This window comes from Pseudomonas sp. p21 (assembly GCF_001642705.1).
GTDB lineage: Bacteria > Pseudomonadota > Gammaproteobacteria > Pseudomonadales > Pseudomonadaceae > Aquipseudomonas.
Window position 1 is genome coordinate 289850 of record NZ_LWBV01000009.1, and the last position, 15977, is coordinate 305826.

Consider the following 15977-nt stretch of genomic DNA (forward strand, 5'->3'; position numbering starts at 1 on the left):
CCGGCTCAGAAGTCGCGCTTGTAGAAGATGTCCAGTGAGCTGGCCAGCCCGCTGGCGGCCTCAAGGTACACTTTCTTGCTCAGCTTGTAGCGCAACGCAATGGTGTTGGCGGGCTCGAACACCCCTACCCCGTAGCGCAGGCTCAGTTTCTCGGTGAGGTTGCCGCTGGCGACCACGCTGGTGGTATTGCCCGAACCTTCGGTGTCCAGCTGGAAGTCGTCGATGCCCAGGTTCGAGGCCAGGCTGCCGGTAATGCCGGCACTACCCGCCAGCCCCAGGCCCAAGGCCGCCTCGGCGAGCATGTTGTTGTCTTCGCCGGAGGCGCCCAGAGGCCGTCCCAATACCAGGTACGATAGCGCCTGCTCCTGGCTCATGGCCGGTTCCGAGAACACTTTGCTGGTGGGCTGTTCGGCACTGCCGCTCAGGCGAATACCGGCAATCACATCGTCGACCTTGCGGATCGCCTCAATGTCCAGGTAGGGCTGGTCGATTGGGCCTGCGAACAGCAGCCGCGCACGGCGGATGGTCAGGCGCTGGCCGTAGGCACGGTAGCGGCCGTCGGCAAGGCTCAGCTCGCCACGGGTATCGAGGTTGTCGCCAATGTGCACATGGCCGAGCAGGTTGGCCTTGAGGCCAAAGCCACTGAACGAAAGCTTGTCGCGGCCCACTTCGACATCGATGTCCATGGCCATCGCCATGGGTGGCTTGCCCTCTTCGGTCTGGTGGCCGACGATCACCGTGTCATCCGAGACCTTGACAGTGGAGGGTGGCAGCTCCCGTACGGTGATCGTGCCCTTGGGCACCTGGACCTTGCCGGTCACCGCCAGCTTGTCATCGATCAGGCGCAAGGTCAGGTCGGGAGCGACCTCCAGCGTCGCATAGGGCTCGACCGTGACGGGCAGTTGCTGACCCTGCAGACGCAGGTCCATGCCCAGTGCCTGGCCCCACGTGAGATTACCACTCAACTGGCCACGCCCCGCCTCGCCACTGCGCCAGCCGCCATTGAGCTGTACCTGCTCGCCGGCAATCAATGCCTGCAATGACAAGTCCTCGAGGCTGACCGGCAGCTCGGCACCACTGACTTCGCCGCCGCTGAGCATCAGGTTGCCGTTGACCTGCGGGGCCAGCAAGGTGCCCGACAGCCGGCCACTGCCATTGAGCTGCCCGGCCAGGCGCTCGACCATCGGCACGAACGGGCGCGCCACTGACAGGTCAAGGCCGGCCAGGCGGAAATCACCCGACAGTGGCTTGTTCTTGCCCAGTGGGTCGAGGCGGGTGTTGACGTTCAGCTCGCCCAGGCGCTCGCCGCGGAACGCCAGGCGGGTATCGATGCGCCGTGGCGCCAGCGTGCTATCCAGGCGCAGGGCCTGGTACGGGAAGTCGAGCCAGCGGTCCTTGTCACGCACGCGCAGGGTACCGCCACTGGCGTCGACGACGATGTTGCCCTTGGGGCCGCTGGCCGGGATGTCCAGATTGATGTCGGCATTGAGCAGGCCCTGCCAGGCAAAGTCCTTCGGCAGCCACTGGGCCAGGCTGTCCAGCGGAAACTGCTTGAGGTGGTAGCGCAAGCGTGGCTCGGGGGCCAGGCGCTGGTCGTCGCCACACAAGCTGGCCTGGCCGGAGCGCCAGCAGTGCGCAGCAAAGTCCAGCTGCCCGCTGGCCAGCCGCTGCAGGCGCGCCGGTGCCTGCAACTGCCAGTCCTGGCCGCCGGCCTGGACCCGCCCACTGACCAGGCGCCCACGCCAGTCACCCTTGTTCAACTGGCCATCCAGGCCGAGGTCGAGCTTGAGTTGCGGGCCGTCCAGCGCCAAGGTCAGCGCTTGTTGGCGAATGTCGCCTTTGCCGTTGGCATGCAAGGTGCCCAATGCCGTGTCACCCAGCTGAATGCCGCTGGCCTTGAGCTCGATCACGCCGCGCTGGGCGTTGTCCAGGCGGGCATCAAGGTCCAGCTGCTGCAGGCGGTTTTCCGCCTGTGCCAGCCGCAGGCCCTGCAGGGTCAGCGTACCTTGCGGGGCCTGCAAGGTGCCGGCGACGTCCAGCCGGCCCTTGACCTGGCCCTGCAACCCTGGCCACAACTGGCCCAGGCGCGGCAGGTCGAGGTCGAGCCGCCCGGCCAGGCGCTGCTGCAGGCTGCCACTGCCATTGATACGGTTATCACCCAACTGGACTGCCAAGGCGCCCAAGGTCCAGCTCTGCCCTGCCCCTTGGGCCTGCACCTTGAGCATTGCCGGCTGGCCGCGCAAACGGCCTTTCAGGTCAAGCTGGGCATCGAGGGTCAAAGCGTCGCCTTTCAGTTCGCCTTTGCTGCGCAGCGGCCCCGCCAGGGCACCCGGCAGCTCGGCCAGCCAAAAGGCCGGGTCGAGCGCCGACAGCTGCAGGTCGACATCCCATGCCAGGTTGTCGGCAAAACGTACGGCGACACTGCCGGCGGCCTTGCCTTGCCCGGCGGTCAGCACCAACTGCGGCAGCTTTACCTGGCTCAGGTCACCCTCGAACGGGCTGGCCAGGCTGAACGCGCCGGCCGGGCCATCCAGATCGCCATTGAAGGTGCCCTGATAGTTGCCATCGCGATAATGCACCTGGGCCATGAAGCGCTTGAGCGTGACCTCGGGCGGCGTCTCCAGTGGATACAGGCGCAGCCACGGGAAGTCCTGCCAGTCCAGTCGGGCATCGGCGACCAGGCCTTGCTGCCAGTCAGCCGTGGCTTGCAACTTGACCCGCTGGGTATCGCTGGCATTCAGGTCCAGGGCATCGAGCCTGACGCCTTTGCTGTCGACCAGCCCGGACAACAGCAGGGCGATCGGCGACTGCTCGGCCGGCAGGCTGGCCGCCCCCGACAGTTGATAGCCCTTGAGCAGGTCACCACTGGCATCGAGCTTGAGCTGGTTGAACTGCACGGTATCGGGCAACGAGCCAACCGGCTTGAATGCCTCGGAGCGTATCTGCAAGGTCGCCGGCAGGTGCTCGCCCAACGCCTGCAATTGCCCGCTCAACGTGGCGTCAAGGTAACCGCTGCTGGCGCCGGCAAGCTTCAGGGTTTTCTGTAACTCACCAGTGGCGGTCAGCGCCAGCTGCCAGGGTTTGCCGTCTACCGCAGGCAGTTGCAGCTGCGCCTGGAGTTGCACCGGCCAGTCAGCTTCGGGCTGCAGGTCGCCCTGCAGGTTCAATTGCAGGGCGTCACGCTGCAGGTGCAGGCTGTCGATGCGCAGCCCGGTGTTGGTCCAGTGCGCCGCCAGTTGCAAGTCGCCAAGCAGGTCACTGCCATCCAGGCGCAACTGGCCAACCTTGACCTCACCCAGTTCGATGTCCAGCGGCAAGCGCAGGGCCGGCAACTGCAGCGGGCCACTGTCGGCCGATTCGGCGCCGGGCGCAAAGGCCATGTCGATACGCTGTGCCTGCAATTGGTCAATGCACAAGGCAGAGCGCAACAGGCATGCCGGCGACCAGGCCAGCAGCGGTGCCTGCACCTCTACCGTGCTGCCACCATCGGCCCAGCTCAGCCGACTGGCTTGCCAGCTACCTGCCAGGCGGCCCTGGAAGTCAGCGACCTCAAGCCCGGGCACCTTGCCCAGCACCCAGCGGCTGCCAGCCTCGGTCCCCAACAGCAGGCCGAGAGCCAGGCCCAGGCTCGCGACGACCCCGAGCAGGCCCGGCAGAATGTACTTGATCACGCGCTTCACAACTCAGGCCCCATGGAAAAGTGCAGGCGAATTCCCCCTTCATCATCCAGCGCCTTGGCCAGGTCCAGGCGCAGCGGCCCGACTGGCGACACCCAGCGCACGCCAAAACCGATACCGGTCTTGAGGCTTGGCAGTTCCAGGTCGTTGAACGAGTTGCCCTGGTCGACGAAGGTTGCCAGCCGCCACTTTTCGGCCAGCGAATACTGGTACTCGACACTGCCGGCCACCAGGTAGCGCCCGCCAATGCGGTCACCGTCGCTGTTCTTCGGCGACAGGGTCTGATAGTCATAGCCGCGCACACTCTGGTCGCCACCGGCGAAGAAGCGCAGCGAGGGCGGAATGTTGTTCTTGAAACCATTGGTCGCGCTGCCACCGAACTGCACCCGGCCAAGCAGGCGGTGGTCATGGCCAAGGGTGGTCAGGCCCTTGAGCAGCACGTTGCCATGCAGCAGGTTGGTGTCCGAGACCAGCCCTTCCTTGGCCGCCTGCACATCGAACTGCAGGCGGTAACCGTTATGGGGGTCGATGCGGTTGTCACTGCGCAGGAAGGAGAAACTCACACCCGGCATCAGCAGGTTGCTCAACCCGGAGTCATCACCCAGGCGGTATTCCTCGCGCTGGTACTTGAGGGAAATCACCCGCTGCCAGCCACTGGCCAGCTTGCTGTGCCACTCGGGGCCCACCGTCAGCAGTTTGCTGAGGGTATCGGTGCCGGCAATTTCTTCGTTCTGGTAGCCACCGGCAAAGCGCAGCTTGTCGGTCAGCGGCGGGTCGAGGGGAATGTCGTACCAAAGACCGACGTTCTGCCGTGGCGCCGACAGTTCGGTTTCCCAGCCGTAGCTATGACCCTGCGGGTTGACCCAGTGGCGGGTCCAGTTGGCCTTGCCGCGTGGCCCGACGTCGGTCGAGAAGCCCAGGCCCAGGCCCATGGTGCGCGGCTTGCGGGTATCCAGGCGGACATCCACGGGGACTTCTTCGCCTACCGCAGCGGTGGGCGCCGCATCCACGCGCACGCCTTCGAAGTAGCCGCTCGATTGCAGGTCATTGTTCAGCTCGGCGATCAGTTCCGAGTCGTAAGGCGTGCCCGGCTTGAACGAGACCATGCGCTGCAGCAGGTCGTCGTCCAGCGGCGTGTCGCCACCGAAGGTGACGGCGCCCAGGCGATAGCGCGGGCCGCTCTGGTAGACCAGTTCGATATCGGCCACACCAGCCTGGGGGTCGACCGCCAGGCGCTGGCGGCTGAAGCGCCCACTGAAGAAGCCATAGCGCGACGCCTGGTTCTGGATCAGCCGCTTGGCATCTTCGTAATGGCCGTGGTTGAGTTGTTCGCCCGCGCGCAGGGCCCTGCTATCGGGCACGCGAAAGGCCTTCATCTCGCTGGCGGGGCCTTCGATGCGCACGGTCACGTTGCGCAGTCTAATCGGCTCACCGGGGTCGATGGTGATGATCAGTTGCGGGGAACGGTCAGCCTCGCTGGCGGGCTTGACCTCGGTATCGATCTGCGCCTGGTAGTAGCCAAGTGCCTGCGCGGCTTTGCGCGCCTGCTCCTGGGCGCCGCGACTGAAGCGCAGCAGCGCTTCTTCATCGCGGTCGCCAAGGGTACCGATATAGCCTTCGACATTGGCCTTGAGCGCCTTGTTGGCCGGTTTGACCTTCACCAGCAACTCACTCTGGCCCCATGCTGCGAAACTGGCGGCCCAGATAACCAGGCCCCAGGTCAATCTTCCTGAATACGTCATGCGGCGCATGCTACCAGAGCCGGGCGCTCAAGGGAGCCGCCGCACGGCCTGCTCAGGCAAAAGCGGAATTGGATGAGACCGGGTTGGGATGGAAGAACACCCTCTCCCGGATTGGTCCTACAGCTACCTCGCCAATTTCCTCATAGCCCTGGCGCTGGTAAAAGGCCAGGTAGTGCTCGTTGCCGGTGTCCAGCACCACCCCCTGGGTGCCAGGGTCGTCTGCGCACCAGTCATGCACAGCTTGTAACAATTGCTCGCCGTAGTGCTTGCCCTGAAATTGCGGGTGCACGCCCAACAGCGGTAGCACATGCACCTGATCGGTGGGCAGGCAGGTGCCCAGGGCGGCCTGGTAGTCCATGTAGCGGCGCGTACAGCGCAGGCCGGTACCTAATATCATGCGCAGGCGCCAGGCCCAACTGTCGGCCACCCCCAGCCGGCGCAGCGGCGGCACGATCAGGGCCAGGGCGATCAGGCGGTCCTCCACCAGCAAGCCGATGGCAGGCAACTGCAGGTAGAAGTGCTGGCGTACCCATTCGCGCACCATCACCCGCAGGCGCTGCTCATAGCCTGGGCGTTGGGCCTCGAAGATATAGGCGAAGGTAGGTTCATGGCGGTAGGCGTTGTACAACAGCGAACGCGCCTCGCGGCTGTAGCCATCATCGAGCAGGCAGACTCGGGCCGGAACGGCAGTGGTTTCGGGCATTGCGGGCAGTCCTCCTGGAATGGGCGTACAGTGCCCTGGAAAGGACGTTAGCAGCAGCCTCCCGAAGCCGCCATGCTGGTGATGGCAAGCGATGTCGGCTAGCATCGCGCCTTTTACCGGGATTATCTTTCCATGAAGATCGTCTGTTTCAACATCAACGGCCTGCGAGCCCGCCCGCACCAGCTGGCGGCGCTGATCGAAAAGCACCAGCCGGACGTGATCGGCCTGCAGGAAACCAAGGTCAGCGACGATCAGTTCCCACTGGCCGACGTGCAGGCGCTGGGCTACCACGTGCATTACCACGGCCAGAAAGGCCACTATGGCGTGGCCCTGCTGTCGCGCCAGGCACCGCTGAGCCTGCACAAGGGCTTCGCCAGCGATGAAGAAGACGCCCAGCGCCGCTTCATCTGGGGCACCTTCGCCGATGCCGATGGCACCCCGATCACCATCATGAACGGCTACTTCCCCCAGGGTGAAAGCCGCGACCACCCCACCAAATTCCCGGCCAAGCAGCGCTTCTACAGCGACCTGCAGGCGCTGCTGGAAGGCCAGTTCCGCAACGACCAGCCACTGCTGGTGATGGGCGACATGAATATCTCGCCGCAGGACTGCGATATCGGCATTGGCCCGGACAACGCCAAGCGCTGGCTCAAGACCGGCAAGTGCAGCTTCCTGCCGGAAGAGCGCGAGTGGATGGAACGTTTGAAAGGCTGGGGCCTGGTGGACAGTTTCCGCCACCTGTACCCGGAAGTGAGCGACCGCTTCAGCTGGTTCGACTACCGCAGCCGCGGCTTCGAGGACGAGCCCAAGCGCGGCCTGCGCATTGACCTGATCATGGCTTCGCAGCACCTGGTGCCGCGGATCAAGGCGGCGGGCGTGGACTATGAGTTGCGCGGGATGGAAAAGCCGTCGGACCATGCGCCGATCTGGCTGGAATTGAGCTGATCGCCGGGGGCTTCTGCGCAGTCCATCGCCGGCAAGCCTGCTCCCACAGATACAGCGCACAGCTCAAGAATTGTGCGATACCTGTGGGAGCTGGCTTGCCGGCGATGGGCCGCAAAGCGGCCACAAAATGACACGAGCGAAAGAGACTCAAGGCAACCTTCCTTGCTCACAAACCCAACCGCAACGCCTCCCCCACCCCCGCCCCGCGCACATCGTCCGCCGCGCTGACCAGAGCAAAGTTGTAGGCCCCATGCGACCAATACCGCGCCTCCAGTTGGCCATCCACCCGCTGCCCGTCCGGCATGCGCCGGTACTGATCCCCAGGTGAGCGCAGGAACAGGCTGATGCGCTGGCCCTTGCCATCCTCGAACACCAGCAACGCCGCCGGCCCCTGCTCATTGCTGAGCAGGCGCGCACCCACCGGTTTGAAGCCATAACCTGCCAGGTCCGGCAACTGGCCCACGCGGCTGAAGTGGCGCCCCAGCCAGTCGCGCAACTGGCCCGGGTCGCTGGCCTGGATATCCAGCGCCTCGCTGCCGGCAAACAAGCGGTGCGCCTGGACGGCGTCGGCCATCGGCAGGTCGCCACGCGCCAAGGTCACATCGCGCACCTGCCAACCGCCCAGGCCACCCACGCCCAACGCCAACAACAACACCGCCGCCGTGGCCCAGCGCCGCTGCCGGCGTTGGCGTAATTGCCGGCGCAACTGGCCCAGCTCCAGTTGCCCGGTCGCGGGCAGTTCGCCAAGCCCGGCCAGCGCCGCACGCAAACGCCGCGCGTCAGCTCGCCAGCCTTCTACCCGCGCCGCAGCCTGCGGGTTGGCCGCCAGCCAGGTCTGCACCTCGGCCCGGCGCACAGGCTCCAGGCGCTCGTCGACGTAAGCGTGCAATTCGTCTTCGCTGGGAATCAGGCGCGTCATTTCAGTCTCCGCAAGGCCGGGGGCTGGGGTTTGCCCTCGGTCAGTTCGCGCAAGGCATTGCGGGCGCGCGACAGGCGCGACATCACAGTACCGATGGGGATGCCCAGGGCCTGGGCGGCCTCCTTGTAGCTCAAACCTTCGATGCTGACTAGCAGCAGCAGCGCACGCTGCTCGGCCGTGAGCCGGGCAAAGGCCTGCAGGTCGGCCTGGGCCAGGACAATGGCCTCGAGGTCACCGCCGACCGGCTCTTCGTCGTGCTCGGCGCGGCCGAACCAGGACAGCCAGCGCGCATGCAGGCGCTCGCGGCGCTTACCGTCGAGGAACAGCCGATAAAGGATGGTGAACAGCCAGGCCCGCAGTGCATCGGCGTCGCGTTGCTGGTCGCGCCGGCTCAAGGCCCGCTCGACCGTGGCCTGCACCAGGTCGTCGGCGCTGCCCGGCTCGCGGGTCAGCCACACGGCAAAGCGGCGCAGGCGGGCCAGCAGCTCGCGCCACTGGTGGTCGTCCAGATCATGCATGGCAAAGTCCCGGCCTCTGGGGTTATCAGTGTAAAAGGCAGACGCCTGTGAGGAAATTCTATTCCCAACAAGGGAATAAGTTTTTCGCTGCGCCGTCGTACCGGCACCTTCACTGAACCGGACAATCACCATGAACTCACCCCTGCACGGCCCGGCCAAGGCCCTGCGCCTGGCCGCCATCGGCGCCGTGATGCTGGCCGCGGGCGCCGGCTTTGCCTATGCCGCCGGCTGGCTCGGCGAACCCCGGCTGACCCCGCAGCGCATCATCGACACCTTCGAAGCCCAGGCCGGGCACTACCCGGGTTATCGCAAGAACCACGCCAAGGGCCTGTGCGTCAGCGGCTACTTCCAGCCCAGCAGGCAGGCCGCCAGCCTGTCCACGGCGCGGGCGTTCAGCCAGCCGCGGGTGCCCGTGATCGGCCGTTTCGCCATCGGCGGCGCCAACCCGTTCGCGCCGGATACCGGCATACCGGTGCGCAGCCTGGCCATCGAGCTGAGCACCGACGACGGGCAAGTCTGGCGCACCGGCATGAACAACCCACCGGTGCTGGCGGTAAGCACGCCACAAGCCTTCTATGAGCAGGTACTGGCGGGAGCACCAGACCCGGCCACAGGCAAACCGGACCCGGGCAAACTGCAGGCATTCTTCGCCGCCCACCCGGAAAGCGCGGCGTTTCGACAGTGGGCGGCGGGCTACAAGCCCAGCAACAGTTTCGCCAGCACGCAATACCACAGCATCAACACCTTCCGCCTGATCGACGCAAGCGGTGCGGCCCACCCGGTGCGTTGGCAACTGGAGCCGCAAACGGCGTTTGCCGCCCTGCCGGCCCAAGTCGATGACAAACAGTTCCTGCAGCACGACCTGCAGCAACGCCTGGCCCAAGGCCCGCTGCGCTGGACGCTGCGCCTGGTACTGGCGGAGCCTGGCGATGCGGTGGACGACCCTGCCAGACCCTGGCCTGCCGAACGGCGCAGCGTGGACGCCGGCACGCTGGTGCTGGAGCAGGTCGACGGCCCCGAGCAAGGGGCCTGCCGCGACCTCAACTTCGACCCGCTGATCCTGCCCCGGGGCATCCAGGCCTCCGCCGACCCTATCCTCGCCGCCCGTTCGGCCGCCTACTCGGAATCCTTCAACCGCCGCAGCCGCGAATCGCTCGGCACCGGAGCCCGCCCATGAAAACCGACGCCTTCCACCCCCTTGCCCGCCTGTTGCACTGGCTGATGGCCGTGCTGATCCTGGCCATGTTGTTCATCGGTGTGAGCATGGTCGCCGACCTGTCGCCACGCCACCCCGTGCTGATCGGGCTGCACAAGGCCACCGGCCTGGCCCTGCTAGTACTGGTGTTGCTGCGCATCGGCGTACGCCTGGCCCTGCCCCACCCGCCCCTGCCTCACGACCTGCCCAGACTGCAACGTTGGGCCGCCGGGGCCTCGCACCTGCTGCTCTATGGCCTGATGCTGGCCATGCCGTTGCTGGGCTGGGCCATGCTGTCGGCCGGTGGCTACCCACGCCCGTTGGATTTGCCAGCCATCGCCCCCCGCGACCTGCAGTTGTACGCCGTGCTGCGCCAGGCCCATGGCTGGGCTGGCTACCTGCTGTTTGCCACGGTGCTGGTGCATGTGGGCGCGGCCTTGATGCACGCATGGGTGCGCCGCGACGGCGTGTTGCGTAGCATGTGGCCTGGCCCATTGCGCCGCAGCGAATGACGCTCGGCAGCCAGGGCCTCGACAATCGACAATAATTCTTATCAAGATCGGCTTTCTATTTGCCGTACCGCCCTGGACTGCCCTATGAACGTCGCAAAGGATCCTGCCACCCTTGCACCCGCCAGCACCCTGGACTTGCGTCCCCTGCTGCTGGCCAACATGGCCTGTACCATGTCGATGATGGCCTTCGTCGCCCTGATCGGCCCGATCGCCCGTCAGCTCGGCATGGCCACCTGGCAAGCCGGTGCCGCCGTAACCGTGGCGGGCGTGGTCTGGGTGCTGCTGGCCCGGCCCTGGGGACGCGCGGCAGACCGCCTGGGCCGTCGGCGCATCCTGCTGCTGGGCAGCGCCGGCTTCACCCTGGCCTATTGGCTGCTATGCCTGTTCGTCGAAGGCGCGCTGCGCTGGCTGCCGGGGGCGAGCCTTGCCTTCATCGGCCTGATGGTCGCGCGCGGCTGTATCGGCGCCTTCTATGCGGCCATTCCGGTGGGCTGCAATGCGCTGATCGCCGACCATGTCGAACCGCAACGCCGGGCCCGGGCCATGGCCTCGCTGGGGGCGGCCAACGCCGTTGGCCTGGTGGTGGGGCCGGCGCTGGCGGCGCTGCTGGCGCGGCATAGCTTGAGCCTGCCGTTCCATATCATGTCGCTGCTGCCTGCCTGTGCCTTCCTGGTCCTGCTGTTCACCCTCAAGCCGCAGGCGCTGCCGCACAGCCATACCCCCAGCCCGGTGCGGCTGAACGACCCGCGCCTGCGCCGGCCCTTGCTGGTGGCATTCAGCGCCATGCTCAGCGTCACGGTGTCACAAATCATCGTTGGTTTCTTCGCCCTCGACCGCCTGCACCTGGGCCCAGCCGAAGCCGCCCAGGCCGCCGGCATCGCCCTGACCACGGTGGGCGTGGCGCTGATCCTGGCACAGGTGCTGCTGCGCCAGCTGGAATGGTCGCCGCTTAAGATGATCCGGGTCGGCGCCACGGTTTCGGCCTTGGGCTTTGCCTGCGGCTCGCTCGCCACTACGGCACCCTGGCTGTGGGCTTGCTACTTCGTCGCGGCGGCGGGCATGGGCTTTGTCTTCCCGGCGTTTTCGGCGCTGGCGGCCAATGCCATGCACGCCTCCGAGCAAGGCGCCACGGCCGGCTCTATCGGTGCTGCCCAAGGCATGGGCGCAGTGATCGGACCACTGGCCGGCACCTTGGTATATGCCATCGATCCACGCTTGCCATTCCTGGCGGTGGCAGCGCTGTTGCTGCTGGTCGGGTTATGGCCGATACCGCGCGATCAGCGGGCCTGACAAGCACAGCGCGCAAGCGTGCAGAGTGTGTTTTAATGCGCATCGCTCATTATTTTTGACACCTCTGATTACAAGGCGGCTATGGACACGGGGACGCGACTCAAACTGGTGCGTGAACGCAACAACCTCTCCCAACGGGAACTGGCCCGCCGCAGCGGGCTGACCAATTCGACGATCTCGCAGATCGAGCAGAATCGCGTCAGCCCTTCGGTCAGCTCCCTGAAAAAACTGCTCGAAGGCATTCCGATGAGCCTGGCGGAGTTCTTCAGCTTCGACGAGCCAGTGCGCGAAGAGCGCTACGTGTTCCGTGGCGGCGAACAGCCAGACCTGGGCCGCAACGGCCTGCGTATGCTGCTGGTCGGTGCCAGTGTCGAAGGCCGGCAGATGCGCATGCTACGTGAACTGTATGCACCGGGTGCCGATTCGGGCGAACCGATCGTGCATGCCGAGGGTGAAGAGTGTGGCCTGGTCACCCGCGGCACCGTCGAGTTGTGGGTCGATGGCCAGGTCAGCGTGCTGAACTCGGGCGACGGGTACTACATTCCCACTACCCTGCCGCACAGTTTCAAGAACATCGGCCCGGACGAGGCCGAGATCATCAGCGCCAACACCCCGGCTAACTTCTGATTGCTTCATGCGTGGGGGATGGCACCGGCTTCGCCGGTGTTCGCGGCTAAAGCCGCCCCCACAGGTAAAGCGCCAACCCTGTGGGAGCGCGCATTCAGGTGGGGCTGCCGGCGCCCTGACGCAGAGCCTCTTCGACAAAGTCCAGGCGGTCCTGGCCGAAGAACATCTCGTCACCGACGAAGCAGGTCGGCGCGCCAAACACCCCGCGCCCCACTGCCTCTTCGGTCGCGTGCCTGAGCGCAGCCTTCACCTCGTCATCACCCGCCAGCGCGCGAAATGCTTGCGGGTCGAAGCCGCCTTGGCTGAGCGTCTCGTCGAGGACGGCGCTATCGCCCAGGTTGCGGCGCTGCACAAACAGCCCGTTGAACAGCACCGCCAGTAACGCCTCGAACCGCTCCGGCGAACGCAGCTGGGTACCCACTGCCCCGCGCATCAGGGTCAAGGTATTGACCGGGAACCCCGGCGGCAACTCGAACGGAACCCCATAGCGCGCGGCGAAGCGCGCCAGGTCGGTGAACATGTAACGACCCTTGGCCGGAATCATGACAGGCGAGGCGTTGCCGGTGGCCTGGAAAACCCCGCCCAGCAGCATCGGCCGGTAGCGCAGCGTGGCACCCTGGCGGGCACACAGGCCAGGCAGTTGGGTCCATGCCAGGTAGCTGGCCGGGCTGCCTAGGTCAAAAAAGAAATCGACAGTCTTGTGCATGGTTACGGTCCTTGCTCGGTGAAAGAGGTTTACCAGCGTTCCATCCAGGGGCGCAGGTCCAGCTCGAAGGTCCAGGCGTCTCGGGGCTGGGCGTGCAGGAACCAGTAGCTGTCGGCGATGTGGGCCGGGGCGAGGATGCCATCCTGGTCCTTGAGGGCGTAGCGCTCAGGGAAACTGTCACGAATGAAAGCAGTGTCGATAGCCCCGTCCACCACCACATGGGCGACATGGATGTTCCGCGGCCCCAGTTCGCGTGCCATGCTCTGGGCCAGGGCGCGCAAGGCGTGCTTGGCCCCGGCGAAAGCCGCAAAGCCCGCCGCGCCACGGGTGCCGGCGGTGGCGCCGGTGAACAGAATGGTGCCGCGCTCGCGCTGGACCATGCGCCGGGCCACCGCCTGGGCGGTAAGAAAACCGGCAAAACAGGCCATCTCCCAGATCTTGAAGTATTTGCGCGGGGTTTCCTCAAGAATGCTACAGGGCACATTGGCGCCGATATTGAACACAAATGCTTCGATCGGGCCGATATCACGCTCGATGGTTTCGACCAGCGCGGTCACCTCCTCCTCCTTGCGCGCATCGGAGCCAAAACCGTGGGCCTGGCCGCCGGCAGCGCGGATTTCGTCCAGCAGCGGCTGCAACTTGTCAGCCTGGCGCCGAGTCACACAGGCAATGTAGCCCTCGCGGGCAAAGCGCTTGGCGATCTCGCCACCGGTGGCATCCCCCGCTCCTATCACCAGCACTACTTTTTGTTGTTCTGCCATGCCCGCCTCCATAGGTGAATGATCGTTTAGTAAACGAACGCTATGTTATGATCGCCGCCACCGTCAAGCCCGCCTGCAGAGGCAAGTGAATGCGTTACACCAACGAACACAAACAGCAAACCCGTGAGCGGTTGCTGGCCAGCAGCGGCGCGCTGGCCAAACGCGGGGGTTTTTCCAGCACCGGTGTGGCCGGGCTGATGAAAGCGATCGGCCTGACCGGCGGCGCCTTCTACAACCACTTCCCGTCCAAGGATGACCTGTTCACCGAGGTAGTGCGGCAGGAACTGTGCAACAGCCCCCTGGCGCGCCTGGCCAACCAGGAGGCCAGCCGCGAACGCCTGGGCCGTTGCCTGCAGCAGTACCTGAGCCTGGCCCATCTGCACAATGCCGAAGGTGGCTGCCCGCTGCCGCCATTGGGGGTGGAGATTGCCCGGGCCCAAGCACCCGTGCGCGCGGTGGCTGAGCATTGGCTGGTGGAACTGCACCGGGCCTGGAGCGCGACCCTGGAAGACGACGAGTTGGCCTGGGTGCTGATCAGCCAGTGCGTAGGCGCCTTGCTGGTCGGGCGCATGCTGGCCAGTGAAAGCGTGCAGTCGCAGGTCCTGGGCGCCAGCCGCCACTTTGTCGAGAAGGCCCTGCATGAAGCGGATTAGTCTCCTGCTGGGGGTACTGCTGGCCCTGCCTGCGCTCGCCGAACAAGCCTGCCCGCCAGGGCAGTACCAGGTGTGCCTGATGGGGTGTTTCTGTGCGCCCATCGACCCCGGGCAAGCCGGGCAGATTTTCAAGGATGTGGAAGTGCTGGCTTCGTCCAGCCTGACCTACGCCTTGCACCAGGCACGCGACGAAGCCACCGCCAGCGGCGTCGAGCCGATCCCGTTGCATATCCGCGCGCAACTCGAACCCTGGTACGACTTTGCCGTACTCGACGCGGCACGCTTCCGGGTAGGTGACGAACAGCAGATGAGCGCGGCCAATGCGCTGCTGCAGAACCCCGACGTGAACGCCGTGACGCTGATCGACACGATCATCTTCCGCCGCCCCGCCGATGCCGAGGACAACGTGGCGTTGTGGGCCCACGAGCTCAAGCATGTGCAGCAGTATCAGCAGTTGGGTGTGGAAGAGTTCGCCCGGCGCTATACGCGCAACTACGACGACCTGGAAGCGCCGGCCTACAAGATCGAGGCCGAGGTCAGCAAGGCGCTGCGCGAGCGTGGTTCAGGGCAGGCGAGATAGCAGCAGCGGCTGCTTTACCCTGTGGGAGCGGCCTTGTGTCGCGAAAGGGCTGCGCAGCAGCCCCCTGAGTTCGGCGTGGGGCATATATTGCCGGGGCCGCTTTGCGGCCCTTTCGCGACACAAGGCCGCTCCCACAACCGTTACGCCGCCGAAGCTTCTTCAGCCACCTGCTCACGGCTGGCATAACGCTGCGCCAGCACCGCACAAACCATCAGCTGGATCTGGTGGAACAGCATCAGCGGCAGGATCATCGCACCTATGCCACTGCCGACGAACAGTACCTGGGCCATGGGAACGCCAGTGGCCAGGCTCTTCTTCGAACCGGCGAACAGGATGGTAATGCGGTCCTCCAGGTCAAAGCCCAGCAGCTTGCCGAGCAGCCGGGTACCGAACAGCACCACCGCCAGCAATATCCCGCACACGGCAAACAACCCGGCCAGGTGCTGCGGCGATACCGTGTGCCACAGCCCGGTAACCACCGCCTCGCTGAACGCGGTGTAGACCACCAGCAGGATCGAGCCCTGGTCCACCACCTTGAGCCAGCGCGCATTGCGCTTGACCCAGGCGCCGATCCAGCGCCGGGCGACCTGCCCGGCCACGAACGGCACCAGCAGCTGCAGGGTGATCTTCAGCACTGCATCCAGGCCAGAACCGGTATCACCGCTGGCCCCCAGCAACATCATCACCAGCAACGGCGTGAGGAAGATGCCCAGCAGGCTGGATGCCGCCGCGCTGCAAATGGCCGCTGGCACATTACCACGCGCCAGCGAGGTGAAGGCGATGGCCGACTGCACGGTGGCCGGCAACGCACACAGGTAGAGCACGCCAAGGTACAGTTCGTTGCCCACCAACGGCACGAACAGCGGCTTGAACGCCAGGCCCAGCAGCGGGAACAGCACGAAGGTGCAGGAAAACACCAGCAAATGCAGGCGCCAGTGCCCGGCACCGGCGATGATCGCCTCGCGCGACAGCTTGGCGCCGTGCAGGAAGAACAGCAGGCCGATGGCCAGGTTGGTCAGCCAACCTAAATACACCGCGCCGTCGCCCGAGCAAGGCAGCACGGTGGCTATCAGCACCACCCCGAGCAAGGCCAGGGTGAAATTGTCGAATAACATGCGCAAATACTTCATCACAGTTTCCGTCTTGTCA

The 15977-nt window shown here is 65.6% G+C and carries 15 protein-coding genes; 7 read left to right on the forward strand and 8 right to left on the reverse strand.

The genetic code is table 11. From position 1 onward, the window contains the following. Positions 1-5: 5 nt before the first annotated feature. Genes A4C63_RS23585 through A4C63_RS23595 form a run of 3 tightly spaced genes read right to left on the reverse strand, consistent with a single transcriptional unit; the run spans position 6 to position 6122 of the window. Positions 6-3680 (reverse strand): translocation/assembly module TamB domain-containing protein, encoded by a 3675-nt coding sequence (locus tag A4C63_RS23585; RefSeq protein WP_063914846.1) that lies wholly within the window; start codon positions 3678-3680, stop codon positions 6-8. Next, positions 3677-5419, reverse strand: coding sequence for an autotransporter assembly complex family protein (locus A4C63_RS23590; protein ID WP_063914893.1), 1743 nt, complete (start codon positions 5417-5419; stop codon positions 3677-3679). Before A4C63_RS23590 ends, A4C63_RS23585 begins: the two co-directional genes overlap by 4 nt. Positions 5420-5471: 52 nt before the next feature. After that, positions 5472-6122, reverse strand: a complete 651-nt coding sequence (locus A4C63_RS23595) for an N-acetyltransferase (protein WP_063914847.1) — start codon at positions 6120-6122, stop codon at positions 5472-5474. Between the two features lie 132 nt (positions 6123-6254). Here A4C63_RS23595 and xthA point away from each other — a divergent pair, with 132 nt between their 5' ends. Next, positions 6255-7067 carry an exodeoxyribonuclease III gene (gene xthA / locus A4C63_RS23600; RefSeq protein WP_063914848.1) on the forward strand — a complete coding sequence of 271 codons (813 nt, stop codon included), beginning with the start codon at positions 6255-6257 and terminating at the stop codon, positions 7065-7067. A 166-nt stretch (positions 7068-7233) separates the two neighbouring features. Here the strand turns inward: xthA and A4C63_RS23605 are convergent, their stop codons facing one another. Both A4C63_RS23605 and A4C63_RS23610 read right to left on the reverse strand, forming a co-directional pair. Next, positions 7234-7986, reverse strand: a complete 753-nt coding sequence (locus A4C63_RS23605; RefSeq protein ID WP_063914849.1) for an anti-sigma factor — start codon at positions 7984-7986, stop codon at positions 7234-7236. Beyond that, positions 7983-8504 (reverse strand): sigma-70 family RNA polymerase sigma factor, encoded by a 522-nt coding sequence (locus tag A4C63_RS23610; RefSeq protein WP_063914850.1) that lies wholly within the window; start codon positions 8502-8504, stop codon positions 7983-7985. Before A4C63_RS23610 ends, A4C63_RS23605 begins: the two co-directional genes overlap by 4 nt. Positions 8505-8628: 124 nt before the next feature. Here A4C63_RS23610 and A4C63_RS23615 point away from each other — a divergent pair, with 124 nt between their 5' ends. From A4C63_RS23615 to A4C63_RS23630, 4 genes are all read left to right on the forward strand, one after another. Beyond that, positions 8629-9681: a catalase family peroxidase gene (locus A4C63_RS23615; RefSeq protein WP_063914851.1), complete on the forward strand. Its 1053-nt coding sequence runs from the start codon at positions 8629-8631 to the stop codon at positions 9679-9681. Next, entirely contained in the window at positions 9678-10211 is a 534-nt protein-coding gene (locus A4C63_RS23620; protein WP_063914852.1) for a cytochrome b, read from the forward strand. The genes A4C63_RS23615 and A4C63_RS23620 overlap by 4 nt, the downstream gene beginning before the upstream one ends. Before the next feature lie 84 nt (positions 10212-10295). After that, a complete protein-coding gene (locus A4C63_RS23625; RefSeq protein ID WP_063914853.1) occupies positions 10296-11501 on the forward strand; it encodes an MFS transporter in 1206 nt (401 codons plus the stop codon). Between the two features lie 81 nt (positions 11502-11582). Then, positions 11583-12128, forward strand: a complete 546-nt coding sequence (locus tag A4C63_RS23630) for a cupin domain-containing protein (protein WP_003248033.1) — start codon at positions 11583-11585, stop codon at positions 12126-12128. A 94-nt stretch (positions 12129-12222) separates the two neighbouring features. Here the strand turns inward: A4C63_RS23630 and A4C63_RS23635 are convergent, their stop codons facing one another. Together A4C63_RS23635 and A4C63_RS23640 are read right to left on the reverse strand one after the other, a co-directional pair. Further along, positions 12223-12834 carry a 2-hydroxychromene-2-carboxylate isomerase gene (locus A4C63_RS23635; protein ID WP_063914854.1) on the reverse strand — a complete coding sequence of 204 codons (612 nt, stop codon included), beginning with the start codon at positions 12832-12834 and terminating at the stop codon, positions 12223-12225. 29 nt (positions 12835-12863) lie between these two features. Next, on the reverse strand, positions 12864-13595 hold the full coding sequence (locus A4C63_RS23640) for an SDR family oxidoreductase (RefSeq protein ID WP_063914855.1): 732 nt from the start codon (positions 13593-13595) through the stop codon (positions 12864-12866). 89 nt (positions 13596-13684) lie between these two features. Here A4C63_RS23640 and A4C63_RS23645 point away from each other — a divergent pair, with 89 nt between their 5' ends. Then, positions 13685-14248 carry a TetR/AcrR family transcriptional regulator gene (locus A4C63_RS23645; protein WP_063914856.1) on the forward strand — a complete coding sequence of 188 codons (564 nt, stop codon included), beginning with the start codon at positions 13685-13687 and terminating at the stop codon, positions 14246-14248. Then, complete coding sequence (locus A4C63_RS23650; RefSeq protein ID WP_063914857.1) at positions 14235-14828, forward strand: DUF4157 domain-containing protein; 594 nt, start codon at positions 14235-14237, stop codon at positions 14826-14828. The genes A4C63_RS23645 and A4C63_RS23650 overlap by 14 nt, the downstream gene beginning before the upstream one ends. A gap of 140 nt (positions 14829-14968) precedes the next feature. On the opposite strand, the gene A4C63_RS23655 is transcribed toward A4C63_RS23650, so the two are convergent. Continuing rightward, complete coding sequence (locus A4C63_RS23655; RefSeq protein WP_063914858.1) at positions 14969-15958, reverse strand: bile acid:sodium symporter family protein; 990 nt, start codon at positions 15956-15958, stop codon at positions 14969-14971. Positions 15959-15977 lie beyond the last annotated feature (19 nt).

Bases quoted from the DNA above. Each gene is read 5' to 3' on its own strand.
- A4C63_RS23590 (WP_063914893.1), bottom strand. From the start codon at position 5,419: ATGACGTATTCAGGAAGATTGACCTGGGGCCTGGTTATCTGGGCCGCC.
- A4C63_RS23595 (WP_063914847.1), bottom strand. From the start codon at position 6,122: ATGCCCGAAACCACTGCCGTTCCGGCCCGAGTCTGCCTGCTCGATGAT.
- xthA (WP_063914848.1), top strand. From the start codon at position 6,255: ATGAAGATCGTCTGTTTCAACATCAACGGCCTGCGAGCCCGCCCGCAC.
- A4C63_RS23605 (WP_063914849.1), bottom strand. From the start codon at position 7,986: ATGACGCGCCTGATTCCCAGCGAAGACGAATTGCACGCTTACGTCGAC.
- A4C63_RS23610 (WP_063914850.1), bottom strand. From the start codon at position 8,504: ATGCATGATCTGGACGACCACCAGTGGCGCGAGCTGCTGGCCCGCCTG.
- A4C63_RS23620 (WP_063914852.1), top strand. From the start codon at position 9,678: ATGAAAACCGACGCCTTCCACCCCCTTGCCCGCCTGTTGCACTGGCTG.
- A4C63_RS23625 (WP_063914853.1), top strand. From the start codon at position 10,296: ATGAACGTCGCAAAGGATCCTGCCACCCTTGCACCCGCCAGCACCCTG.
- A4C63_RS23630 (WP_003248033.1), top strand. From the start codon at position 11,583: ATGGACACGGGGACGCGACTCAAACTGGTGCGTGAACGCAACAACCTC.
- A4C63_RS23635 (WP_063914854.1), bottom strand. From the start codon at position 12,834: ATGCACAAGACTGTCGATTTCTTTTTTGACCTAGGCAGCCCGGCCAGC.
- A4C63_RS23640 (WP_063914855.1), bottom strand. From the start codon at position 13,595: ATGGCAGAACAACAAAAAGTAGTGCTGGTGATAGGAGCGGGGGATGCC.
- A4C63_RS23645 (WP_063914856.1), top strand. From the start codon at position 13,685: ATGCGTTACACCAACGAACACAAACAGCAAACCCGTGAGCGGTTGCTG.
- A4C63_RS23650 (WP_063914857.1), top strand. From the start codon at position 14,235: ATGAAGCGGATTAGTCTCCTGCTGGGGGTACTGCTGGCCCTGCCTGCG.
- A4C63_RS23655 (WP_063914858.1), bottom strand. From the start codon at position 15,958: ATGAAGTATTTGCGCATGTTATTCGACAATTTCACCCTGGCCTTGCTC.